Origin of the sequence: Sphingopyxis sp. SE2 (assembly GCF_032227185.1) — a bacterium.
In the GTDB taxonomy this organism is placed as follows: Bacteria; Pseudomonadota; Alphaproteobacteria; order Sphingomonadales; family Sphingomonadaceae; genus Sphingopyxis.
On the sequence record NZ_JAPMXW010000001.1, the window covers coordinates 2,245,987 to 2,267,203 of the forward strand.

The following is a 21,217-nucleotide window of genomic DNA, read 5'->3' on the forward strand; positions in this document are numbered from 1 at the left end:
TCAGGAGGCGGGCGCAAGCTGGCCCTTACGGACCTTGCCGGCGTCGTCGCGCACGGGCTGGGCCCGGATTTCGAGGCTGCGCGGATGCTTTTCGCGCGCAAGCCAGGGATTGAGGAACTGGCCAAGCTCGGCGAGGCTGAGCGCGCCGGTATCGGCTTCGACAACGGCATGAACGGCCTGACCGAGATCGGGGTGCGGAATGCCGACGACGGCGCAGGAGCGGACCGCCGGGTGTCGGAGGATCGCCGCCTCGACTTCGGCCGGCCAGACGTTGACGCCGCCCGAGATGATGAGGTCGGTGCGCCGGTCGGCAAGGTAGAGATAGCCATCGGCATCGAGCCGGCCGATATCGCCGACCGATTCCCACCCATCGGACGTGGCCCGCCGTTCGGCGCCGATATAGCGATAGGTCGAGCCCGGCCCCCCGGGGGGCATGGCGAACACTTCGCCCTCCTCCCCGGCCTCGCACTCCTGCCCGTTCTCGCGCAGGATCCGGAGGCGCCCGCCGCCGATCGGACGCCCGACCGAACCCGGGCGCTCAAGCCATTCGCGCCCGCCGATCCAGCAGCGCACCAGACCCTCGGTGGCGCCATAGACTTCCCAGATATGATCGCGCCCGCACCATTCGATCCAGGCCTGCTTGAGCCAGGGCGCCATCGGGGCCGCCGTGTGGACCACCATCGCCCAGCGCGAGAGGTCGTGACAGGCGCGCGCCGTCGGCGTGAGCGCCATGATCCGGTGCATCATCGTCGGGACCATCAGCGCCCAGGTCGCGCCCTCGTCGTCGATCAGCCCCAGCGCCGCCATGGCATCGAACCTGTCCATCGTGACGATCGCCGAGCCCTTCCAGAGGGCGAAGACCGCCGCGCTGAAGGGCGCGTTATGATAGAGCGGCCCCGGTACCAGCACGCAGCTGTTCGCCGGAATTCCGATGAAGTCGGTCCCCTCGGGAAAGCCTGCGCTTCTCCCGTCGACGATGACCTTCGGCACGCCCGTGCTGCCGCCGCTCGTACAAGCCTTCCACGATGCCGCGACATGCCTCGAAGCTTCGCCCTGCGGATCGCCCGGCGCAGGCCCCTCCTCCCCGCCCACGACGAGGCGGGGCTGCATGACGGCGATGATCGCTGTGCGCTCATGCGCCGTGATCTTCCAGGATATCGGCGCCGGGGTGGCGCCCGCGCGATAGATGCCGAACGCGAGCGCGATGAAGTCGGGACCATTGGGCAGCGCGAAGGCGACGAGATCGTCGGCCGTCACTCCGCGCGAGACCAGCCACGCGCACCACTGCGCCGAACGCCGGTCGAGATCGCCCCAGGTCCAGCGCGCCGCGCCGTGCACGATCGCGAGGCGATCGGGCGGAAAGGCTGCGGGAACGTCGGCGAGGGTGCGCATCGTCAGAAGCCGACCTTGTCGCCGCCCTTGAGCGAGAGAATCTCCCGTGCATCGTCCGGCGTCGCCACTTCCAGTCCAAGGCCTTCGATGATCTTGCGCACACGCGTCACCTGCGCGGCATTGCTCGGGGCGAGCACACCCTTGTCGAGCCAGAGATTGTCCTCGAGGCCAACGCGGACATGGCCGCCAAGCGCGGCTGCCTGCGCCGCGATCTTCATTTGCGACGCACCGGCGCCGAGCACCGACCAGCGATAATTGTCGCCGAACAGGCGGTCGGCGGTGCGCTTCATGTGCAGCACTTCTTCGGGGTGCGGGCCGATGCCGCCAAGGAGCCCGAAGCAGGTCTGGATGAACAGCGGCGCTTGGACGAGGCCCTCGGTCCAGAAATAATGGAGATTATGGAGATGGCTCGTATCGTAGCATTCGAACTCGTAGCGCGCGCCGGTCGCGTTCAGCGTTTCGAGCGCGTAGCGGATGTCCTTGAAGCTGTTGCGAAAGACGAGATCGTGGCTTCCTTCGAGCATGGCGGGCTCCCACTCATGCTTGAACTCCTTGTAGCGCTTCAGCATCGGGAACAGCCCGAAGTTCATCGACCCCATGTTGAGGCTTGCGACTTCGGGCTTCCAGACCGCGGCGGGCTGTACCCGCTCTTCGACCGGCATATAGGGCGAGCCGCCGGTCGTGAGGTTCACCACGACATTCGACGATTGCTTGATGACCTTGAGGAAGGGCTCGAAAGCCTCGGGGCTCTGGTCGGGGCGCCCGTCTTCGGGATTGCGCGCGTGGAGGTGGACGATCGCGGCGCCCGCCTCGGCGGCGGCGAGCGCGCTTGCCGCGATCTCCTCCGCCGTCACCGGCAAATGCGGCGACATCGACGGGGTGTGGATCGATCCGGTGATCGCGCAGCTGATGATGACCTTGCTCATATTTCGTCCTTTTCAAAGTTTCGCCGCATAGGCGCGCCAACCGGCGGTCAGCGCCTCGCGGTGCTGCGGGGCGGCGATGGCGACGAGCGCTTCGGCGCGCTCGTCGTAGGATAGCCCCCGGATATCGGCGGCGCCGAACTCGGTAGCGATGATGTCGCTGTCCATGCGGCCGAGCGTGACTGGGCCCGACGAGGCGCCGGGAAGCGCGATGCGGCTGATGGCTCCGCCATCGGCGGCGGCCGGCAGCGCGATGACGCGAAGCCCCCCGCCCTGCCGCGCGCCCGCCGTGAAATCGGGCGCTCCGCCCGGACCCGATATCAGCCCGCGCGGCCCGAATTCGGAGAAGACCTGGCCGAGAAGATCGACCTCGAGCGCCGAATTGATCGCGACGAAATTGGGAATGCCCGCGATGATCGCGCGGTCGTGCGTGACCGCGGCGGGAAGAAAGGCGAATTCCGTCCCTTCGATCGCACGGTAGAGCCGGCGAGAGCCGATCGCGACACCCGCGGTGACCGCCTGCCCCGATGCCAGCGCGCCCGCCTCGAGAAGATCGACAACCTCGTCGCCGACGAGCCCGCTGTGGATACGCAGGTTCCGCCGACCGGTGAGCGCGCGCAAGATGGCGCCCGGCACATTGCCGACCCCGGTCTGAAGCGTGGCGCCATCGGTGATCCAGGGTGCGACATGGCCAGCAATCGCCTCGGCGATGGGATCGGCCGTGCCGTCGGGTTCGCCGTCGAATCCCGCCGCCTGCTCGACATAGGCGGTGAGCGCGCTGAAAGGGATGCCGCTGTCGCCGCGCGTTCGCGGCATCGCGGGATTGATGTGCGCGATCCGGATCGGGATATGCGGCCAGAGTTCGGCCGCGAAGTCAACCGCAGGGCCGAAGCTGCAGAGGCCCTCACCGTCGGGCGGCGTCACCATGCAGATCAGCGCGTCGATCTCGATATTGCGGAGCCGACGGCGGATGTCGCTGTAGCAAAGCGGCAGCTGTTCGACGCGCCCGCCCAGATCCTTCTTGAGCGGCGGGGTCACGAAGAAGGTCTCGACGCGCGCCGTAGCGCTCGCAAGATAGCTATGGCGATTGAGCCCCGGCACGAAGATGCCAGTGAAGGTCATCGCGCCGATCGCCTCGCCCGCTGCCATCACCGCCTCGGCAAGGAGCACAGATTCGCCCGAGGCTCCCGTCACCAGCACGCGCCCGCCGGCCGGCAACAGCTCGGCAATATCGGCGGGATCGAAGGGTACGGGAGCCATGTCGGTCGCTCGTCCGCCCTATTTCACATATTTGTGGAAGTCGGGCGCCCGCTTCTCCTGGAAGGCGCGCATGCCTTCCTTCGATTCCTCGGTGTCATAGAACAGCTTGACCGCGTTCAGGCCAAACTGGCTAATGCCGCGGATATTATCGCTGTCGGCGTTGAAGCTGCGCTTGGCGAGCGCCAATGCGGTAGGCGAGCGCTGCGCGATGATGTCGGTCCATTCGTTGACGGCGGCGTCAAGCTCGTCAGCGGGCACGACCCTGTTGACGAGACCCATTTCGAGCGCCTCCTGCCCGCTATACTGGAGGTTCAGATACCAGATTTCACGAGCCTTCTTGTCGCCGACATGCCGCGCGAGGAAGGCCGTGCCCCAGCCCGCGTCGACCGAACCGACCTTAGGGCCGACCTGGCCGAGCTTCGCGGTGTCGGCCATGATCGAGAGGTCGCACAGCGTCGCGAAGACATGGCCGCCACCAATTGCGAAGCCGTTGATGCGCGCGATCACGGGCTTGGGAATGTCACGGATGATCGACTGGAGTTCGTCGATGGGCAGGCCGACGATGCCGCGGCCGTCATATTGGCCGTCCTTGGCGCTTTGGTCGCCGCCGGTGCAGAAGGCCTTGTCGCCGGCCCCCGTCAGCACGACCGACGAGACGCCCTTGTCGTCCGCCGCAAGCTTGAAGGAGGCGATGAGTTCCTCGATCGTCTGAGCGCGGAACGCATTGTAGAGCTTCGGGCGGTTGATGATGATCCAGGCGGCGCGGCCGCGGACCTCGTAAATCACGTCTTCGAAAGTGTTGGGGTCGATCATCTTATCTCTCCTGAAGGTTCGGGTTTGCGGTAAATCGCCGATGCGCGTCCGATCCTGCGTCCCTCGACGGTGAGCAGCGACTGGACGAACAGCATCGTGCGGGTCTGGTTCACGAGCTCGATTTGCCCTTCGACGAGCGCGCCGGACGGCGCGGGCGCGAAGTAGTCGACGCTGAGCGTGATCGTCGGCGTGTGCGCGGCGCCGGACTCGCAGCCCGGCCAGACCGCGACGATCATCGCGTCCGAAAAGGTCGCGAGCGCCCCGCCATGGCAGGTGTCGACGGGGTTGAGATGCTGCTCGCCGACGCGAAAGGCCATGCGCTGGCCGGAGCGGTCGATGAAGACCGGTCCGAACCTTGCGCTATACCCTTTGCCTAGATCGACGAGCGCATAGCCGGGAGGCGGCGCTTCGGACATGATCTTGTCAGATCATGTTCATGCCACCGGCGACCGAGAAGGTCTGGCCGGTGATGAAGCCCGCGTCGTCGGAGGCGAGGAATGCGACGATGCCCGCATAATCCTCGGGTTCGCCCATGCGCTTCAGCGGAATGCCGCGAACCATCGCGTCCTTCCACTTGACCGCCTGTTCACCCTCGCCGAGCACGCTCGCCATCATCGGCGTGTTGGTCGGGCCCGGACAGACGACGTTGAGCAGCACGCCCTTCGAGGCGAGCTCGCGCGCGACCGACTTAGTGAAGCTGATCAGCCCGCCCTTGCAGGCCGAATAGACTGCTTCGTTGCTGGTGCCGACGCGCGCCGCGTCCGAGGCGATATTGATGATCCGGCCGCCGCCACGCGCGACCATACGCGGTGCGACAGCGGCATGGGTGAAGAGCGGCCCGTAGAGGTTGATCGCAATGATCTTGTCCCAGAGCGTCTTGTCGGTCGCGAGAAACGGCGACGGCTTGTCCCAGCCGGCGTTATTGACCAGCGCCCATATGGGACCGAGATCGGTCTCGACCGCCTCGACTGCGGCGTTCACCGCGTCCTGGTCGCTGACGTCGAGCGCATAGGTCTTGATGACCGCCCCCTCGCCCGCGATTCCCGCGGTTTCCTCGCCCGCTTCGGGCTTGAGATCGAAGATCGCGACCTTACAGCCCTCGGCTGCGAGACGGAGCGAAAGCGCCCTGCCGATACCCTGACCGCCGCCTGTGACGATCGCTACCTTACCCTGCAAACCCAACACCATATCTCTCCTGATTGCTAAGTCATAAATTCTGGATCGGAGCCCAGCGCCTCGGCCTCGCTTCCGGCGAGTTCGAGGAGCGTCTCCTTGATGGTCAGAAGCGTCGCGGCGGCCTGATTCAGCGCATCCTCCGACACATTTTCGAGGATCTGGAGCTCGATCTGCTCCACATTCTCTCGGATGGTGATCACCATCTTGCTGCCGGCGCGGGTGAGATAGACGCGGCGCGCGCGGCCATCGCTCGCATCGGCGCGGCGTTCGACGAACCCTGCCGCTTCCATGCGGTCGAGCAAGCCGCCGATCGCGACCTTGGTGAGGTCGAGGTCCGCCGCGAGCGCGGTCTGGGTCATGCCGTCGCGGCGCGACAGGAAGGCGAGCACCCACCATTGCGAGCGGGTGATGCCGAGCGGCTTGAGCGCACGGTCCACCACGACGCGGCGCAGGCGCGACACGTCGTGAATGAGAAAGCCGAAGCGAAGTCCGGTGTTGAGGTCTTTGGTCACAGCAGATCCTTGGTGTTGGTTTGCACCGCCACCGCTAGCCCCGATTGATAGATTTTCAAAAGGAACTGTTTCGGAATCTTTTGGACCGCGTGCCATAATCCGGTCAGCCCCGGTTCTTCTGAAGCTTGCCCTTGAACATCTCGCGCGCGATGATCGTCTTCATGATCTCGATCGAGCCGCCCGCGATCTTGACGATGCGCGCATCGGCATAGGCCCGGCAGATCGGATATTCCCACATATAGCCCCAGCCGCCGAACAGCTGGAGGCACTTGTCCGCGGCCTCGCAATGAAGCTCGGAGGTCACCATCTTCGCCATCGCGGCGTCGACAGGATCGAGCTTGCCCTCCATAAACAGCGAGATGCACTTATCGGTGAAGACGCGCGCCATCACCGAACGCGCCTTCAAATCGGCAAGAACGAACTGGGTGTTCTGGAAATCGCCGATCGACTGGCCGAACGCCTGGCGCTCGGCGGTATAGTCGACGGTCCATTCGAGCATCACTTCGGTGACCGTTGCGGAGCGGATCGCCTGTGCAAGGCGCTCCTGCGGCAGCTTGGTCATCATGAGCTTGAAGCCCTCGCCCTCGCCGCCGAGCATCGCGCCCTCGGGAATGCGCATATTGTCGAAGAAGAGCTCGGACGTGTCTTGCGCCTTCATGCCGAGCTTCTCGAGATTCTGGCCGCGGTTGAACCCGGGCGTCGCCGCATCGACGAGGAAGAGCGTCACGCCATGCGCGCCGGCCTGGCTGTCGGTCTTGGTCGCGAGCACGATGACGTCGCAAAGCTGACCGTTCGAGATGAAGACCTTCTGGCCGTTGATCACAAACTCGTCGCCGTCGCGCACCGCCTGTGTGCGCACCGCCTTGAGGTCGCTCCCCGCGTGAGGCTCGGTCATGCCGAGCGAGCCGATCGCCTCGCCCCGGACCATCTTGGGCAGCCAGTGGCGTTTCTGCTCTTCGCTTCCGAAGGACAGGATATAGGTCGCCACAAGATCGGTATGGATCAGAAAGCCCGGCCCGCTCGCCCCGACGCGCCACAATTCTTCATAGACGACAGCATCGAACAGATAGTCGAGGCCGAGGCCGCCATATTCCTCGGGCACGGTGCAGCATAGCATGCCCGCCTCGCCGGCCTTCAGCCAGAGCTCACGCGGGACGATGCCCTCCTTCTCCCACCGCTCATGATGGGGGACGATTTCCTTTTCCACGAACTTGCGAACGCTCTCGCGCCACATTTCATGTTCTTCGCTGAAGATATTGCGTTCGATCATAGCCGAGGCCCCTGTTTTTCTTGTTCGTCAGCCTGCCCGATTGGCCTTGTCGCGCTGCGTCGATTGCTCGATCGCCTCGCGCGCCGTCTGCCACTGGGCGTCGGTCATGCCGGTCAGATCCGCGAAGGTTCCGGGTCCCGCGAGATGCTGGCCGCCGTCGATCGCGATCGTCTGGCCGGTGAGATAGTCGCAGCCGTCCGAGAGCAGGAAGGTGATGAGGTTCTGGAGTTCGGGCATCGCGCCGTAGCGCCGGAGCGGTACCGTCTCGTCGCTCGTCGCGGAGGATTTCGCATCGGGGATCGGGTTGAGCTTTTCCCAGGCGCTCTCGGTCGGGAACGGCCCGGGGGCCGTCGCATTGAGGCGAATGCCATAGGGGCCCCATTCGACCGCAAGTGACATCGTCATTGCGTGGAGTGCGGTCTTCGCCATCGCCGAGGGAACGACGAAGGCCGAGCCCGTCCAGACCCAGGTGACGAGGTTGCTGACGACCGAGCCCTTGATGCCTTCATCGATCCAGCGCTTGCCGAGCGCCAGCGTGACATGGAAGCTGCCGTCCATCACCGTCGAGGTGATGGCGCGAAAGCCGCGCGGGCTCAGACCCTTGGTCGGAGCGATGAAATTGGCGGCAGCGTTGTTGACGAGACTCGTGACCGGTCCCACCTTCCACATCGCTTCCACCATCGCGTCGACCTGATCGGCGTCGCGGATGTCACAAGTATGCCAATGTACCTTTCCTGCCGCGCCTTTCGCGATTTCGGCGGCCGCCTCCTCAAGCACGTTCGCGCGGCGGCCGCAGATATGGACGGTAGCCCCCTTGGCCGCCAGCGCCTTAGAGATTTCTAGGCCCAGCCCCGATCCGCCACCGGTCACGAGAATCGATTTGCCCGCGAGCACGTCGGGCCGGAATATATCCATGGTGAGCCTCTTCCCCGTTTATGGTCCTGGCGAGCGACTTGGGGTCACCCGAATTTCGTAAGCCAGTTTACAACTTCCAAAATTGCTGTCAAGGATGGTTGCAGGAAACAACTGAACCTATGGCGGGAGGTAGCAAAAGGTGACCCATGAACCGGGGTCGATTGTGGCTGTCGGCGGCTATCTGCCGCTCTTGCGCCTAGACCGGGCGCAGGCTGCCAAATCGCTGAGACATTTCGGCCTGGGCGGACGCCAGGCGGGCTATCGCACCGTCGCGGGCTGGGACGAGGATGCGTTCACGCTCGCCGCCGAAGCGAGTCGCGCCATCGTCGAGTCGCCGCCGGCACGCGTTTGCTTCGCCTCGACGTCGGCCCCCTTCATCGACCGGGCCCATGCGAGTCTGCTCGTCGACGCGCTTGCGCTTCCCCGCAGCACGCGAACCCTCGACGTCGCTGGCAGCCGCCGCTGCGCGGTCGCCGCGCTGCTCGATGCATTGCTCGGCGCCGACGATGCGCTGATCGCCGCGGGCGAACGCCGCCCGGCCAAGGCCGGCAGCCCGTCGCACCTTGCCTATGGCGACGGCGGCAGCGCCGTGCGCACCGGGACCAACGGGGCGGCGAAGCTGGTCGGCTGGGCGTCGGAGGCGCATGACCTTCTCGACAGCTATGCCGCGCGCGGACATGAGACCGCCTATGCGAGCGAGGAGCGGTTCATACGCGATATCGCGGGCGGGACGATCATTGCTCCCGCCATCCTCGCGGCGTGCACGAGGGCTGGTATTGCACCCGGCGACATCAAATGGGCCGCGGTCCATGAGCCACTCTCGGGCATGTGGAAGGATATCGCGCGCCGGACCGGCATCACCGCGCCCAATGATGCCGCGACGCTCGCCGAACAGACCGGAGATCTCGGCGCGGCGCATGCGCTCTTCGCGCTCGCTCTCGCCTTCGATGCCGCGCGCCCGGGCGACCATGTCCTGCTCGCTGGCTTCGGCAGCGGCTGCGATGCCCTCATATTCCGTGTCGATGCGAAAGTCCCCGGCGCCGCGGAAGCGCGTGCCGCGCTCGGTCTTGGCGAGGCGAGCGCCGACTATGTGCGCTTCCTCTCGCTTTCGGGGGCGCTCGATCTCGACTTCGGGGTCCGCTCCGAATTCGAGCAAAAGGCGCAGGCGACGGTGCTCGAACGCTACGGCCGCGACACGCTCGGCTTCATCGGCGGGCGCGACGCCAAGGGCAATGTGCAATTCCCCAAGACCGCGATCCCCGTGCGCCCCGGCGCCGAGGGACGCGAAGCCCTCGAGGATGTCCGGCTCGCCGATCTCGCCGCGACGGTCGCCTCGGTCACCGCCGACCGCCTCAACTACACGCCCGACCCGCCCTTCTGGTTCGGCCTCGTGCAGTTCGACAATGGCGCGCGCATCCTGATGGAACTGACCGACGCCGGGCCCGCCGGCTTCAAGGTCGGCGACCCGCTCGGCATGCGGCTTCGCATCAAGTCTGTAGACAAGCGTCGCGGCATGCGGACCTATTTCTGGAAAGGCGCGCCCGCGAAGCGGCCGCAGATGGAGGCCTGAGCGATGGCGACGGGTATCAAGGACAAGGTCGCGATCATCGGCATGGGCTGTTCGGTGTTCGGCGAGCGCTGGGACCGCGGCGCCGACGATCTGATGATCGAGGCATTCGAGGAAGCGATTGGCGACGCCGGCATCGAGCGCAGCCAGATCGAGGCCGCGTGGATGGGCAATGCGCTCGACGACATCAATGTCGGCAACAGTGCGCTCCCGCTCGCCCACGCGCTCCGTCTCGAGACGATCCCGGTAAGCCGCGTCGAGAATATGTGCGCGACCGGCACCGAGGCGCTGCGCGCCGCGGTCTATGCCGTCGCCTCGGGCGCGATCGATTTCGGACTCGCCCTCGGCGTCGAGAAATTGAAGGACACGGGCTATGGCGGCCTTCCCTTGCGAACCAAGGGCCTCGCGAACGACCTCTGGATGCCCTATGGTTCGGCGCCCGGCACCTTCGCGCAGCTTGCGGGCGCCTATAGCGCCGCGCACAGCCTCGATGGCGGCGATCTCAAGCAGGCGATGGCGCATGTGAGCTGGAAGAGCCACCAGAATGGCGCGCTCCACGGCAAGGCGCATCTGCGCAAGACAGTCGGGATGGACACGATCCTCAAAGCCCCGATGATCGCCGACCCGCTCGGACTCTTCGATTGCTGCGGCGTGTCGGACGGCGCGGCCTGCGCGATCGTGACCACGCCCGAGATCGCAAAGAGCCTCGGCATCGCGAACCCCGTCGTCGTAAAGGCCATCCAGTTGTCGGCCAGCAACGGCTGGGAGATGGGATATGGCGAGTGGGACGGCGCCTCGGTGCGCAACACCCAGGTCGCCGCCAGGCGCGCTTATGCCGAGGCCGGAATCAAGGACCCGCGCGCCGAGATTTCGATGACCGAGGTGCATGACTGTTTCTCGGTGACCGAGCTGGTCACGATGGAGGATCTCGGTCTCTCCGATCCGGGCCGCGCGGTGTTCGACATCCTTGACGGCAAATATGACCGCGGCGGCGCGATCCCCTGCCAGACCGACGGAGGGCTCAAATGCTTCGGCCATCCGGTCGGCGCCTCGGGGCTCCGGATGGCCTATGAGGTTTATAACCAGCTCAAGGAGCGCGCCGGCGACCGGCAGCTGTCGCGGGCCGATTTCGGACTGACGCACAATCTTGGCGGCGCGCCGTTCAACAGCGTCGCGGCGGTCTCGATCCTCGGCCGCCTCGACTAGGGAGAGATATTATGGCGGGACTTTATTTCGAGCAGTTCAGCGTCGGCCAGGTCTTCGATCACGAGATCAGGCGCACGGTGACCGACATGGACAATATCCTGTTCAGCTCGCTCACCTATAATCCGGCGGCGATCCATATCGATCACGCCTATGCCGCGACGACCGAGTTCGGCAAGCCGCTGATGAACTCGATTTTCACACTCGGCCTCGTCATCGGGGTGACGGTCCAGGACACGACGCTCGGCACGACGATCGCCAACCTCGGGATGAGCGAGACGACCTTCCCCAAGCCCGTCTTCGCCGGCGACACGATCCGCGCGCGCACCACGGTGATCGAGCTCAGGGATAGCAAGTCGCGCCCGACGCAGGGCATCGTCACCTTCGAGCATCTGGGGCTCAACCAGAAGGACGAGATCGTCTGCCGCACGCTGCGCGGCGCACTGATGATGCGGAGCCCCGCATGAGGCTGCGCTCGCTCCTCTTCGTGCCCGGCGACAGCGAGAAGAAATTCGCCAAGGCAAGCGGCATCGGTGCAGACGTCCTCATCCTCGACCTCGAGGACAGCGTCGCGCCGAGCATGAAGGAAGCCGCGCGCGCGCAGGTCGCGGCGCTGCTCGACGATCGCAGCCAGCGCGACTGGTCCTTCTTCGTGCGCGTCAATCCCTTCGACACCGGCATGACCTTCGACGATCTCGCCGCGGTGGTGAAGCCCGGGCTCGACGGCCTGCTGATCCCGAAGGCCAATGGGGCGGCCGACATCGCGCGCATCGGCGAAGAGCTCGACCGCCTCGAGGCAAAGGCCGGCATGACGCAAGGCAGCGTCAAGATCGCCGTCGTTGCGACCGAGACCCCGCTCGCCATGTTCAATCTTGGCAGCTATACGCCGCCGCATCCGCGCCTCGTGGCGCTGACCTGGGGCGCCGAGGATCTTGCCGCCGCGATCGGTGCGACGGGCAACAAGGAAGAGGATGGGCACTGGACCGATCCCTATCGGCTCGCCCGTTCGCTCTGCCTTTATGCGTCCGCATCGGCCGGCGTCGCGCCCGTCGACACGCTCTACGCCGATTTCCGTAACCCCGAAGGCCTCGAGACCGATTGCCGCCGCGCGCGGCGCGACGGCTTCACCGGCCGCATCGCGATCCATCCCGACCAGGTCGCGATCATCAACCGCTGCTTCAGTCCCTCGGACGAAGAGATCGCCGAGGCGCAGAAGATCGTCGATGCCTTTGCCGCGAACCCCGACGCCGGCACGCTCGGTATCGACGGCAAGATGGTCGATATTCCCCATTTGAAGGCTGCGCGCCGCACGCTTGCCAGCGCCTGACCACGGAGAGACGCACATGACTGCCACCCGCCCGCTCCCGACCGAAGAGGATCTCGCCGCGATCCGCGAAGGCGTCCGCGCCGTCTGTGCGCCGTTCGATGACGAATATTGGCTCGACCGAGACAATACAGGCGAGTTTCCGAAGGATTTCCACCGCGCCATGGCCGACGGCGGCTGGCTCGGCATCACCATGCCCGAGGAGTTCGGCGGCTCGGGCCTCGGGGTCACCGAGGCGATGGCGATGATGAACGAGGTGGCGGCCTCGGGCGGCGGTTTCGCCGCCGCGTCGACGATCCACATCAATCTCTTCGGCCCGCACCCGATCGTCGTGAAGGGTACGCCCGAGCAGAAGGCGCGCTGGGTGCCGCGGCTCGTCGCCGGCGAGGACCAGTGCTGCTTCGGCTTCACCGAGCCCGACGCCGGGCTCAACACGACGCGCATCAAGACCTTCGCCGAGAAGGTGCCGGGCGGCTATGTCGTCCATGGCCAGAAGGTGTGGACCTCGACCGCCCAGGTCGCGAACAAGATCATGCTGCTCACGCGCACGACCAAGTTCGAGGATTGCGCGCGGCCGACCGACGGCATCACCATCTTCTACACCGACCTCGACCGGAGCAAGATCGACGTCCATCTCATCCCCAAGATGGGCCGCAAGGCCGTGGATTCGAACGCGATCTTCATCGACGGCCTGTTCATTCCCGAAGAGGACCGGATCGGCGAAGAGGGCAAGGGCTTCTCCTATATCCTCCACAGCCTCAATCCCGAGCGCGTGCTGATCGGCGCCGAGGCGATCGGCATCGGGCGCGACGCGCTGCGGCGCGCGACCCAATATGCCAAGGAGCGCATCGTCTTCGACCGGCCCATCGGCCAGAACCAGGGCATCCAGCACCCGCTCGCCGAGAAATGGATGTATCTGGAATGCGCCTGGCTGATGGTCGAGAAGGCCGCGCGCCTCTACGACAGCGGCCTCCCGTGCGGCGCCGAGGCGAACAGCGCGAAGTTCCTCGCCGCGCGCGCCTGTCACGACGCGGCCTGGCAGGCGGTCGCGACGCATGGCGGCTTCGGTTATGCCAAGGAATATCATGTCGAGCGGCTCTACCGCGAAAGCGCGCTGACCCGCCTCGCCCCGATCACCGAGCAGCTGATCATGAGCTTCATCGCCGAGAAGGTGCTCGATCTCCCCAAAAGCTATTGAGGACAAGACCATGGGAATGATGGACGGAAAAGCCGTGCTGGTCACCGGCGCGGGACGCGGCGTCGGCCGCGGCATCGCGCTCGAGATGGCGAAGGCCGGCGCCGCGGTGGTGGTCAACGACCTCGGCGTGTCGCTGACCGGCGAAGGCGGCGACGAAGGCTCGCCCGCCGAGCAGGTCGTCGCCGAGATCGCCGCGATGGGCGGCAAGGCGATTGCCAACCATGACAGCGTCGCCGACTGGGACGGCGCCTGCGCGATGGTGAAAGCCGCGGTCGACGGGTTCGGCCGCATCGACGCGGTGGTGAACAATGCCGGCAATCTGCGCGACGTCTATTTCCACAAAATGGGCCCCGACGATTTCGACGCGGTGCTCGCCGTCCACCTCAAGGGCAGCTTCAACACCAGCCGCGCCGCCGCCCCCTTCTTCAAGGAGCAGGCATCGGGCGCCTATGTCCATATGACCTCGACGAGCGGGCTCATCGGCAATTTCGGCCAGGCCAATTACGCCGCGGCCAAGCTCGGCATCGTCGGCCTCTCGAAATCGATCGCGCTCGACATGCAGCGCTTCGGCGTGCGCTCGAACGCGATCGCGCCCTTCGCCTGGACGCGCATGATCGACTCGATCCCGACCGATACGCCCGAGCAGCAGAAGCGCGTCGACGGCCTCAAGAAGCTCGAGGCCGACAAGATTGCGCCCTTCGTCGTCGCGCTCACCGCCGATGCCGGCGCCAAGGTGACGGGACAGATTTTCGCGGTGCGCAACAACGAGATATTCCTCTTCTCGCAGCCGCGCCCGATCCGCACCGCGCATACCGCCGATGGCTGGACCCCCGAAACGGTCGCCGAGCGCGTGTTCGACCAGTTCGCGAACGACTTCTACCCGCTCCACCGCTCGGCCGACGTCTTCACCTGGGAACCGGTCTGAGCCATGACGTTTCGGCCGGACCGCATTCTCGCCCATGATTTCGGCGAAGCGCGGCAAAGCTACACCGCGCGCGACGCCATCCTCTACGCGCTCGGCGTCGGGCTCGGCGGCGACCCGCTCGACGAGGGCGACCTCGCCTTTCTCGACGAGACGCGGCTGTCGGTCCTGCCCACCTTCGCGGTCACCCTCTGCTCGCCCGGCATGTGGATCCGCGACGCGGCTTTCGGCGTTGATTTCCGCCGCCTCGTCCACAGCGCGCAGTCGGCCGAATTTCACGCGCTGCTGCCCGCGTCGGCAGAGGTCGTCGGTACCGCTCGCGTCGTCGGGCTCGCCGACCGCGGCGAGGGCCGCGGAGCGGTGCTCGAGCTCGAGCGCCAGATCGCCGATGCGGCGGATGGCGGCCTTTATTGCACGCTCCGCCAGACGCTGCTGCTGCGCGGCAACGGCGGCTTCGGCGGTTCGCCGCCGCCACCCACGACATCTGTCATTCCAGATACCGCACCGGACGCGGAGGCCAGCGCCCGTCTCTCGCCCCGCGCCGCACTCATCTACCGCCTCTCGGGCGACTGGAACCCGCTCCATATCGACCCGGCCTTCGCGAAATCCGCGGGCTTCGAGCGCCCGATCATGCACGGTCTCGGCAGCTACGCCGTCGCCGGCGCCGCCGTCTCGCGCGCCCTCGACCGAAATCCCGCCGACTTGCGCGCCCTCTCCTGCCGCTTTTCGGGCATCGTCCTGCCCGGCGACACGCTCACGTTCAGCATCTGGCTCGACGCCGACGGCGCCGCCTTCCGCGCGCATGTGGAGGGCCGGCTCGTCCTCGACGAGGGACGGATCGCCTGGAGGAGCGGCGAATGACAGACCCCACACTGGCCGCCCGCCTCAAGGCCGGTCTCCGCCTCCCGGTCATGGCGGGACCGATGTTCATCGCCTCGACGGCCGATCTCGTCATCGCGCAGTGCAATGCGGGGATTATCGGTGCCATGCCCGCGCTCAATCCACGCAGCACCGAAGCGCTCGACAAGGACCTGGCGCGCATCGCGTCAAGCGTCGGTAGGCAGCCCTGGTGCGTCAATCTCGTCGCCCACAAGAGCAACGAACGTCTCGCCCCCGATCTCGATGTGGTCCTGAAGCACAAGGTGCCGATCGTCGTGCTGGCACTCGCCGCCGACCCGGGGCTCGTGCGCGAGCTCCAGGCCAACGGCAGCCTCGTCTTCCAGGACGTGATCCGCAACCGCCACGCTCAGAAATGCGCCGAGATGGGGGTCGACGGGATCATTGCGGTGGCCGCCGGCGCCGGCGGACACACCGGCGACCAGTCGCCCTTCGCGCTCGTCGGCGAAATCCGCGAATGGTGGGACGGGCTGCTCCTGCTCGCCGGCTGTATCGCGAACGGCCGCGGCGTCCTTGCCGCCGAAGCGATGGGCGCCGACCTCGCCTATATCGGGTCCCCCTTCCTCGCCTCGAGCGAAGCCAACACCCAGCCTGAATTCAAAACCATGCTCGTCGAAGGCAGCGCGAAGGATGTGCTCGTCACGAGCTGCTTCACCGGCGTGAAGGCGAGTTTCCTCAAGCCTTCGCTCGTCGAAAACGGCCTCGACCCCGACAATCTCGTGCCCGCGACAAGTGGCGGGGCGATCAACATCAACAATGGCGGCGCGAACAGCAAGGCGTGGCGCGATATCTGGAGCGCGGGGCAAGGGATCGGCGCGATCAAGTCGGCCGGACCTGCGGGCGAATGGCTCGACTGGCTCGCCGACGATTATTCCGCTGCGCGCCGCAGCATGGGACTTGCCCAATGAACCGCCAATGCCTCCTCGTCTGCCGCCCCGAAGGTATCGCGCAAGCGAAGAATTTCGAGATCGTCGAGGCGCCGCACCAGAAGCTCGGCGAGGGTGAGATCCGGGTCCGCAATCACTTCCTGTCGGTGGAGCCCGCGATGCGCGGCTGGATCGCCGATAAGGGCAATTATGCCGAACCGGTGGCCATCGGCTCGGTGATGCGTGCTCTCACTGCAGGCATGGTCACCGAAACGCGTCACCCCGGCTATGCGGTTGGCGACGCGGTCACCGGCTGGTTCGGCTGGCAGGAAGAGGCGGTCGCGCCCGCGAGCGCCGTCGTTCGCAAGATCGCCGAGACCGATCTTCCGCTGTCGCTAAGCCTCGGCATATTGGGGATCAACGGCGTGACCGCGCACCTCGCGCTCACCGGCATCGGCAAGCCGCAGCCCGATGAGACATTGCTCGTCTCGACCGCAGCCGGAGCAGTCGGGTCGGCGGTCGGACAGATCGGCAAGCTCCTCGGTTGCCGCACCGTCGGCATTGCGGGCGGTCCCGACAAGGTGAAGCTCTGTCTCGAGCGTTTCGGCTATGATGCCGCTATCGACTATAAGGCGGGCGACCTTCGCGCTGCGCTTGCCCGCACCTGCCCCGAGGACATCGATATCTATTTCGACAATACCGCGGGCGCAATCAGCGACGCGGTGCTGGCGCATCTGGCGCTCCGCGCCCGCGTCGTCGTTTGCGGCACGGCTGCCATCGATCGCTGGGACCCCTGGCCCGAAGGTCCGCGCGTCGAACGGCACCTGCTCGTCAAGCGCGCGCGCATGGAAGGCTTTGTCATCTTCGATCATATGGACCGCTATGAAGCGAGCGTCGCGCAGCTTGCCGAATGGGTGCGCACCGGCCAGCTCGCCTATGAAGAAGATATCCTCTCGGGTATCGAGGCGTGCCCCGACGCGCTCGCCGGACTGTATCGCGGCGAAAACAAGGGCAAGAGGATCATCCTGCTCTGAAGGAAAGGCACGACATGCTCGAAGGCCGTCACATCGTCATCATCGGCGGAAGCTCGGGCATCGGCTTTGCCGTCGCCGAGTCCGCGCTGGCCGCGGGCGCCAAGGTCCATATCGGTTCGTCGAGCGCCGCAAGGATCGAAGATGCGCTCGCGCGGCTCGGGCTTCAGGCGAGCGGCGGCGTCGTCGACACGACGGACGAGGCGAGTCTTGCCGCCTTCTTCGCCGGGCTCGAAGACATCGACCATCTCGTGCATAGTGCCGGCGACCGCTTGCCGCGCGGGCTCGCGATCGGTCCCGACTTCGACATTTCCGCCGCGCAGACCGCCATGGGAACCCGTTTCTGGGGTCCGTTGCTCGCGGTGAAGCACGCGCTTCCGAAACTGTCGCCCGAGGCCTCGATCACGCTCACCGCAGGACTTTACGCCCACCGGCCGACAAAGGGTTCGACGATGTCGACCGCGATTGCCGGCGCGGTCGAACATCTCACGCGCGGGCTTGCCGTCGACCTGGCCCCCGTGCGGGTCAATGCGGTAACGCCGGGTCTGATCGCAACGGAGATGTGGGCGAAGGTCCCCGAGGATGCGCGCGGCGCGATGACGAAATCCCAGCCGCTCCCCCGCATGGGTTTTCCGGTCGAGGCGGCCGAGGCCTATCTTTATTTCATGCGCGCCGGCTTCACGACCGGCCAGGTCGCCGTGGTCGACGGCGGCCGTCTACTTTCCTGATCCGCCCGCGCTCTACTGCGCGCGGGCCCGCGTAAAGCCCGCCGCGACGGCCTCGGGCGCGACAGCGAGATTGGCTACGCGCGCCGCGGTATCTTCCATGCGGAGGCCCGCCTCGAGCGTCGCCTCGAACCCGGACCGGATCAGCGCCTTCATGGCCCGGACGCCGCCAGGTTCGTGCGAGGCGATCTGCTGCGCGAGGGAAAGCGCAGCGGGCACCAGGTCGGCGGGTGGATAGACGTGGTTGGCAAGTCCCCAGGCGACAGCTTCTTCCGCGCCGAGCGGGCGCGCCGAAAGCGACAGCTCGTTGGCGCGAGACAGCCCGACGGCCCGTGCCAGTCGCTGCGACAGACCCCATCCCGGTGTGATCCCGACACGCAGATGGCTGTCGATGAAGGAGGCTTCCTCGGCGACGAGCAGGATGTCGAGCGCCAGGGCGATCTCGAAGCCCCCTGTCACCGCGATACCGTTGATCGCGCCGATGATCGGTTTCGAGAAGGCGGAGATTGCATCGACCATATTCTCGGCGCCGACATTGGCTTCGACGCTGGCCCCCGACGCGGCGATCTCGCCGAGGTCGAGGCCCGCCGAAAAGGCGCGCCCTGCGCCCGTCAAGACCACCGCGCGCACCCCGTCGTCGTCCGCGAGGTCCGAAAGGGCGGCAAGAAAGGCGCGGCGGAGCGCCGACGTGAGCGCGTTGAGCTTGTCGGGGCGGTTGAAGGTAAGCAGCGCCACGGCACCGTGGCGTTCGACGAGCAGCGGATCGCCGCTCATGCGACGCTGCGCTGTTGCCCATCCCAATAGGGCGCCCGAAGGTCCTTCTTGGACACCTTGCCCGACGGGACGAGCGGGAAAGCCTCGACGAAATCGACGCTCTTGGGCACCTTGTAGCCGGCCAGCAGCCCGCGGCAATGCTCGACCAGCAAGGCTTCGTCGGCCGTATGTCCCTCGCGCACGATCACGATCGCCTTGACGCATTCCCCCCACTGCGCGTCGGGCACGCCGATGACGGCGACGCCGGCGACCGCGGGATGGGTCGAGAGGACATTTTCGATTTCGGCCGAATAGATATTTTCGCCGCCAGAGACGATCATGTCCTTGGCGCGGTCGACGATATAGTAGAGCCCCTCCTCGTCGCGCCGGGCGATGTCGCCCGAGCGGTACCAACCGTTTTCGAGAACCTGCTGGGTGAGGTCGGGCTGACGCCAGTAGCCGGTCGTGATCGAGGGCTGGCGGATCAGGAGTTCGCCGGGTTTGCCGTCCGGGACATCGGCACCTTCGCCGTCAACGATGCGGAATTCGATCAGCGGTAGCGGGCGGCCGCAGCTCTTGAGCTTTTCTTCATGCTCGAGGTCATGCTCGTCGGGACGGAGGATCGAGGTCGCCCCTCCCGCCTCGGTCGAGCCGTAAAATTGCATGAACTCGCCGGGCATGGACGCGATCGCGCGCTTGATGAGACCGAGGCTGATCGGCGAGCCCGCATAAAGGGTCAGCCGGATCGAGGAGAAATCGGTCTTTGCCGCATCGGGATGATCGAGAAGCATCTGCAGCATCGTCGGCGTCAGCGTCAGCAGCGTCGGCTTCATCCGGTCGATCGTCGCCAGCATCGCGGCGGGGTCGAACTGCCGGACGATATCAATCGCGACGCCATTGTAGAGGCATTGCAGCATGATGCCGATGTGCAGGAGGTGGAAGTTGGGCAAGCCGTTGACGAAGCTGTCGCCCGCCTGCCACTTGTAGGTCGGCTCGAGATGCTCCGAGAGGCGCATCATGTTGGTGCCGCCGTGCGAGAGCATCACGCCCTTCGCACTGCCCGTCGTTCCCGAGGTGTAGAGCTGGAACGCGGTGTCTTCGAGGTGCGGGCGCTTGGCGACGGGCTTCTCCGAACAGGCTGCGACGCGCTTTTCCAGCGTCTCCTGCTCATCGATCCAGATCGCCTGCGGGGGCGTGCTGAGGTGGGCGCACGCCGCCTGCCAGAGCTCCGCCTGCTCGCGTTCGACGATCGCATGACGGACCTCGCTGTCGGCGATCTGCGCGGCGAGCTCGGCGGGCGCGAGGCGCCAGTTGAAGATGACGAGGCCGGCGCGGGTGCGCGCACAGCCGAAGAGCGCGAAATAGAAGTCGAAGCTGTTCTTGCCCATGAAGCCGACCAGCTCACCCGGACGCGCGATCCCGTCCGAGAGATAGTTGGCGACACGCGCACAGGCGCGATCGAACTCGGCGAAATCGACGACCCGCGCCGCCGTGCGGAGTGCCGCGCGCGAAGGGTCATGGCGCGCCCAATATTCGGGATATTGGCCAAGACTGCGGATTTCCGGAAAGAGCCACATATCACATCCCTCCGAATTCAGGTCGGCGGCGCTCGGTGAACGCCTTGATCGCGCCTGCGGCATCGCGCGTCCCCGACGACCGGCTGAGCGCCTGGGCTTCGAGTTCGAGCTGCGTTTCGAGCGGCTGATCGAAGACCGAGAGCATGAGGCGGCGGATTTCTCCGAACGCCTTGGTCGGCCCCGCAGCCAGTTGCCGGGCAACCTCTTCGGCCCGCGCGCGAAACGCATCCTTCGAATGGACCTCGTCGGCAAGGCCGCATGCGAGCGCGGCTTCGGCGCCGAGACTTTCGTTCAGCAGGAGGAACCGGCGCGCGCGCGCAGCGCCCATCCGCCGCGCATACATGATCGACGATCCCGCGTCGCACGAGAAGCCGATCCCGGGATAGGCGGCGACGAACTTCGCATCCTCGGCCGCGATCAGGATGTCGGCGCCGGCGACGAAAGCCGACATGCCGCCTGCACAAACGCCGTGCACCGCCGCGACGATCGGCGCATCCATGCGCTGGAGCCGCGCTATCCCGCTGTGGAGCGTCGTCGTCCAGCGTTTGATGTTCGCGGGCAGGGAGTCGAGATCGTTGACGAAGCTGGTGATGTCGCCCCCATAGCCGAAGGCGTCGCCGAGCGCGGTGACGAGGACGCACCGCACCGACGGATCGACCGACAACTGGGTCGCAGCCTCGCAGGTTTCCGCACAAAAAACCTCGTCGATCGGGTTGCCCCGCACCGCATTGTTGAATTCCAGACGGGCCAGCCCGTCTTCGACTGTAAGCGTCAAGCGCTCGAACGCCATGCCACTCTCCCATGATCACTTATTTGTAAGTATGTTTACTAGATCATGCTCCCCGGTCAAGCGGGCGCCCACAATAAGTTATCGTCATACGCAAAAAGGGGAC

The 21,217-nt window shown here is 66.0% G+C and carries 22 protein-coding genes; 10 read left to right on the forward strand and 12 right to left on the reverse strand.

Going from position 1 to position 21,217, the window contains the following annotated elements:
- The 9 genes from OVY29_RS10680 to OVY29_RS10720 all read right to left on the reverse strand — a co-directional run bounded on the left by OVY29_RS10680 (position 1) and on the right by OVY29_RS10720 (position 8,261).
- On the reverse strand, positions 1-1,392 hold the full coding sequence (locus tag OVY29_RS10680) for an AMP-binding protein (RefSeq protein WP_313911318.1): 1,392 nt from the start codon (positions 1,390-1,392) through the stop codon (positions 1-3).
- A gap of 2 nt (positions 1,393-1,394) precedes the next feature.
- Positions 1,395-2,318, reverse strand: a complete 924-nt coding sequence (locus tag OVY29_RS10685; protein ID WP_313911319.1) for a 3-keto-5-aminohexanoate cleavage protein — start codon at positions 2,316-2,318, stop codon at positions 1,395-1,397.
- 12 nt (positions 2,319-2,330) lie between these two features.
- Positions 2,331-3,575, reverse strand: a complete 1,245-nt coding sequence (locus OVY29_RS10690; RefSeq protein WP_313911320.1) for an acetyl-CoA hydrolase/transferase C-terminal domain-containing protein — start codon at positions 3,573-3,575, stop codon at positions 2,331-2,333.
- An 18-nt stretch (positions 3,576-3,593) separates the two neighbouring features.
- The gene (locus OVY29_RS10695) at positions 3,594-4,388 is read right to left on the reverse strand and encodes an enoyl-CoA hydratase-related protein (RefSeq protein WP_313911321.1); all 795 of its coding nucleotides are present in this window, start codon (positions 4,386-4,388) and stop codon (positions 3,594-3,596) included.
- Positions 4,385-4,804, reverse strand: a complete 420-nt coding sequence (locus OVY29_RS10700) for a PaaI family thioesterase (RefSeq protein WP_313911322.1) — start codon at positions 4,802-4,804, stop codon at positions 4,385-4,387. The genes OVY29_RS10695 and OVY29_RS10700 overlap by 4 nt, the downstream gene beginning before the upstream one ends.
- 7 nt (positions 4,805-4,811) lie before the next feature.
- Positions 4,812-5,576, reverse strand: a complete 765-nt coding sequence (locus OVY29_RS10705; RefSeq protein ID WP_313911323.1) for a glucose 1-dehydrogenase — start codon at positions 5,574-5,576, stop codon at positions 4,812-4,814.
- Positions 5,577-5,590: 14 nt separating this feature from the next.
- The gene (locus OVY29_RS10710; protein WP_054735054.1) at positions 5,591-6,076 is read right to left on the reverse strand and encodes a MarR family winged helix-turn-helix transcriptional regulator; all 486 of its coding nucleotides are present in this window, start codon (positions 6,074-6,076) and stop codon (positions 5,591-5,593) included.
- Between the two features lie 103 nt (positions 6,077-6,179).
- Positions 6,180-7,346 carry an acyl-CoA dehydrogenase family protein gene (locus OVY29_RS10715; protein ID WP_313911324.1) on the reverse strand — a complete coding sequence of 389 codons (1,167 nt, stop codon included), beginning with the start codon at positions 7,344-7,346 and terminating at the stop codon, positions 6,180-6,182.
- 27 nt (positions 7,347-7,373) lie between these two features.
- On the reverse strand, positions 7,374-8,261 hold the full coding sequence (locus OVY29_RS10720) for an SDR family oxidoreductase (protein WP_313911325.1): 888 nt from the start codon (positions 8,259-8,261) through the stop codon (positions 7,374-7,376).
- A 139-nt stretch (positions 8,262-8,400) separates the two neighbouring features.
- Between OVY29_RS10720 and OVY29_RS10725 the strand changes: the two genes are divergently transcribed.
- The 10 genes from OVY29_RS10725 to OVY29_RS10770 are packed head-to-tail and all read left to right on the forward strand — an operon-like array spanning position 8,401 to position 17,997.
- The gene (locus tag OVY29_RS10725; RefSeq protein WP_313911326.1) at positions 8,401-9,831 is read left to right on the forward strand and encodes a 3-oxoacyl-[acyl-carrier-protein] synthase III C-terminal domain-containing protein; all 1,431 of its coding nucleotides are present in this window, start codon (positions 8,401-8,403) and stop codon (positions 9,829-9,831) included.
- Positions 9,832-9,834: 3 nt separating this feature from the next.
- Positions 9,835-11,034 (forward strand): acetyl-CoA acetyltransferase, encoded by a 1,200-nt coding sequence (locus tag OVY29_RS10730; protein ID WP_313911327.1) that lies wholly within the window; start codon positions 9,835-9,837, stop codon positions 11,032-11,034.
- An 11-nt stretch (positions 11,035-11,045) separates the two neighbouring features.
- The gene (locus tag OVY29_RS10735) at positions 11,046-11,498 is read left to right on the forward strand and encodes a MaoC family dehydratase (RefSeq protein ID WP_313911328.1); all 453 of its coding nucleotides are present in this window, start codon (positions 11,046-11,048) and stop codon (positions 11,496-11,498) included.
- Positions 11,495-12,358, forward strand: a complete 864-nt coding sequence (locus OVY29_RS10740; RefSeq protein ID WP_313911329.1) for a CoA ester lyase — start codon at positions 11,495-11,497, stop codon at positions 12,356-12,358. The genes OVY29_RS10735 and OVY29_RS10740 overlap by 4 nt, the downstream gene beginning before the upstream one ends.
- Positions 12,359-12,374: 16 nt before the next feature.
- Positions 12,375-13,553 (forward strand): acyl-CoA dehydrogenase family protein, encoded by a 1,179-nt coding sequence (locus tag OVY29_RS10745; protein ID WP_313911330.1) that lies wholly within the window; start codon positions 12,375-12,377, stop codon positions 13,551-13,553.
- Between the two features lie 10 nt (positions 13,554-13,563).
- Positions 13,564-14,478: an SDR family NAD(P)-dependent oxidoreductase gene (locus OVY29_RS10750; protein WP_313911331.1), complete on the forward strand. Its 915-nt coding sequence runs from the start codon at positions 13,564-13,566 to the stop codon at positions 14,476-14,478.
- Between the two features lie 3 nt (positions 14,479-14,481).
- On the forward strand, positions 14,482-15,336 hold the full coding sequence (locus tag OVY29_RS10755) for a MaoC/PaaZ C-terminal domain-containing protein (protein WP_313911332.1): 855 nt from the start codon (positions 14,482-14,484) through the stop codon (positions 15,334-15,336).
- Positions 15,333-16,280, forward strand: a complete 948-nt coding sequence (locus tag OVY29_RS10760; RefSeq protein WP_313911333.1) for a nitronate monooxygenase — start codon at positions 15,333-15,335, stop codon at positions 16,278-16,280. The genes OVY29_RS10755 and OVY29_RS10760 overlap by 4 nt, the downstream gene beginning before the upstream one ends.
- Positions 16,277-17,272, forward strand: coding sequence for an NADP-dependent oxidoreductase (locus OVY29_RS10765; protein WP_313911334.1), 996 nt, complete (start codon positions 16,277-16,279; stop codon positions 17,270-17,272). The genes OVY29_RS10760 and OVY29_RS10765 overlap by 4 nt, the downstream gene beginning before the upstream one ends.
- Before the next feature lie 14 nt (positions 17,273-17,286).
- On the forward strand, positions 17,287-17,997 hold the full coding sequence (locus OVY29_RS10770) for an SDR family oxidoreductase (protein ID WP_313911335.1): 711 nt from the start codon (positions 17,287-17,289) through the stop codon (positions 17,995-17,997).
- Between the two features lie 12 nt (positions 17,998-18,009).
- Here the strand turns inward: OVY29_RS10770 and OVY29_RS10775 are convergent, their stop codons facing one another.
- From OVY29_RS10775 to OVY29_RS10785, 3 genes are read right to left on the reverse strand one after another with little or no spacing between them, the layout of a single operon-like run.
- Positions 18,010-18,768, reverse strand: coding sequence for an enoyl-CoA hydratase (locus OVY29_RS10775; RefSeq protein ID WP_313911336.1), 759 nt, complete (start codon positions 18,766-18,768; stop codon positions 18,010-18,012).
- Entirely contained in the window at positions 18,765-20,324 is a 1,560-nt protein-coding gene (locus OVY29_RS10780; protein WP_313911337.1) for a class I adenylate-forming enzyme family protein, read from the reverse strand. The genes OVY29_RS10775 and OVY29_RS10780 overlap by 4 nt, the downstream gene beginning before the upstream one ends.
- Before the next feature lies 1 nt (position 20,325).
- A complete protein-coding gene (locus OVY29_RS10785; RefSeq protein WP_313911338.1) occupies positions 20,326-21,114 on the reverse strand; it encodes an enoyl-CoA hydratase/isomerase family protein in 789 nt (262 codons plus the stop codon).
- Positions 21,115-21,217: the final 103 nt, after the last annotated feature.

What these genes read in the sequence shown, in the direction of transcription:
- OVY29_RS10680 (WP_313911318.1), bottom strand. Translation starts at nt 1,392, where the DNA reads ATGCGCACCCTCGCCGACGTTCCCGCAGCCTTTCCGCCCGATCGCCTC.
- OVY29_RS10685 (WP_313911319.1), bottom strand. Translation starts at nt 2,318, where the DNA reads ATGAGCAAGGTCATCATCAGCTGCGCGATCACCGGATCGATCCACACC.
- OVY29_RS10690 (WP_313911320.1), bottom strand. Translation starts at nt 3,575, where the DNA reads ATGGCTCCCGTACCCTTCGATCCCGCCGATATTGCCGAGCTGTTGCCG.
- OVY29_RS10695 (WP_313911321.1), bottom strand. Translation starts at nt 4,388, where the DNA reads ATGATCGACCCCAACACTTTCGAAGACGTGATTTACGAGGTCCGCGGC.
- OVY29_RS10700 (WP_313911322.1), bottom strand. Translation starts at nt 4,804, where the DNA reads ATGTCCGAAGCGCCGCCTCCCGGCTATGCGCTCGTCGATCTAGGCAAA.
- OVY29_RS10705 (WP_313911323.1), bottom strand. Translation starts at nt 5,576, where the DNA reads ATGGTGTTGGGTTTGCAGGGTAAGGTAGCGATCGTCACAGGCGGCGGT.
- OVY29_RS10715 (WP_313911324.1), bottom strand. Translation starts at nt 7,346, where the DNA reads ATGATCGAACGCAATATCTTCAGCGAAGAACATGAAATGTGGCGCGAG.
- OVY29_RS10720 (WP_313911325.1), bottom strand. Translation starts at nt 8,261, where the DNA reads ATGGATATATTCCGGCCCGACGTGCTCGCGGGCAAATCGATTCTCGTG.
- OVY29_RS10730 (WP_313911327.1), top strand. Translation starts at nt 9,835, where the DNA reads ATGGCGACGGGTATCAAGGACAAGGTCGCGATCATCGGCATGGGCTGT.
- OVY29_RS10735 (WP_313911328.1), top strand. Translation starts at nt 11,046, where the DNA reads ATGGCGGGACTTTATTTCGAGCAGTTCAGCGTCGGCCAGGTCTTCGAT.
- OVY29_RS10740 (WP_313911329.1), top strand. Translation starts at nt 11,495, where the DNA reads ATGAGGCTGCGCTCGCTCCTCTTCGTGCCCGGCGACAGCGAGAAGAAA.
- OVY29_RS10745 (WP_313911330.1), top strand. Translation starts at nt 12,375, where the DNA reads ATGACTGCCACCCGCCCGCTCCCGACCGAAGAGGATCTCGCCGCGATC.
- OVY29_RS10750 (WP_313911331.1), top strand. Translation starts at nt 13,564, where the DNA reads ATGGGAATGATGGACGGAAAAGCCGTGCTGGTCACCGGCGCGGGACGC.
- OVY29_RS10755 (WP_313911332.1), top strand. Translation starts at nt 14,482, where the DNA reads ATGACGTTTCGGCCGGACCGCATTCTCGCCCATGATTTCGGCGAAGCG.
- OVY29_RS10760 (WP_313911333.1), top strand. Translation starts at nt 15,333, where the DNA reads ATGACAGACCCCACACTGGCCGCCCGCCTCAAGGCCGGTCTCCGCCTC.
- OVY29_RS10765 (WP_313911334.1), top strand. Translation starts at nt 16,277, where the DNA reads ATGAACCGCCAATGCCTCCTCGTCTGCCGCCCCGAAGGTATCGCGCAA.
- OVY29_RS10770 (WP_313911335.1), top strand. Translation starts at nt 17,287, where the DNA reads ATGCTCGAAGGCCGTCACATCGTCATCATCGGCGGAAGCTCGGGCATC.
- OVY29_RS10775 (WP_313911336.1), bottom strand. Translation starts at nt 18,768, where the DNA reads ATGAGCGGCGATCCGCTGCTCGTCGAACGCCACGGTGCCGTGGCGCTG.
- OVY29_RS10780 (WP_313911337.1), bottom strand. Translation starts at nt 20,324, where the DNA reads ATGTGGCTCTTTCCGGAAATCCGCAGTCTTGGCCAATATCCCGAATAT.
- OVY29_RS10785 (WP_313911338.1), bottom strand. Translation starts at nt 21,114, where the DNA reads ATGGCGTTCGAGCGCTTGACGCTTACAGTCGAAGACGGGCTGGCCCGT.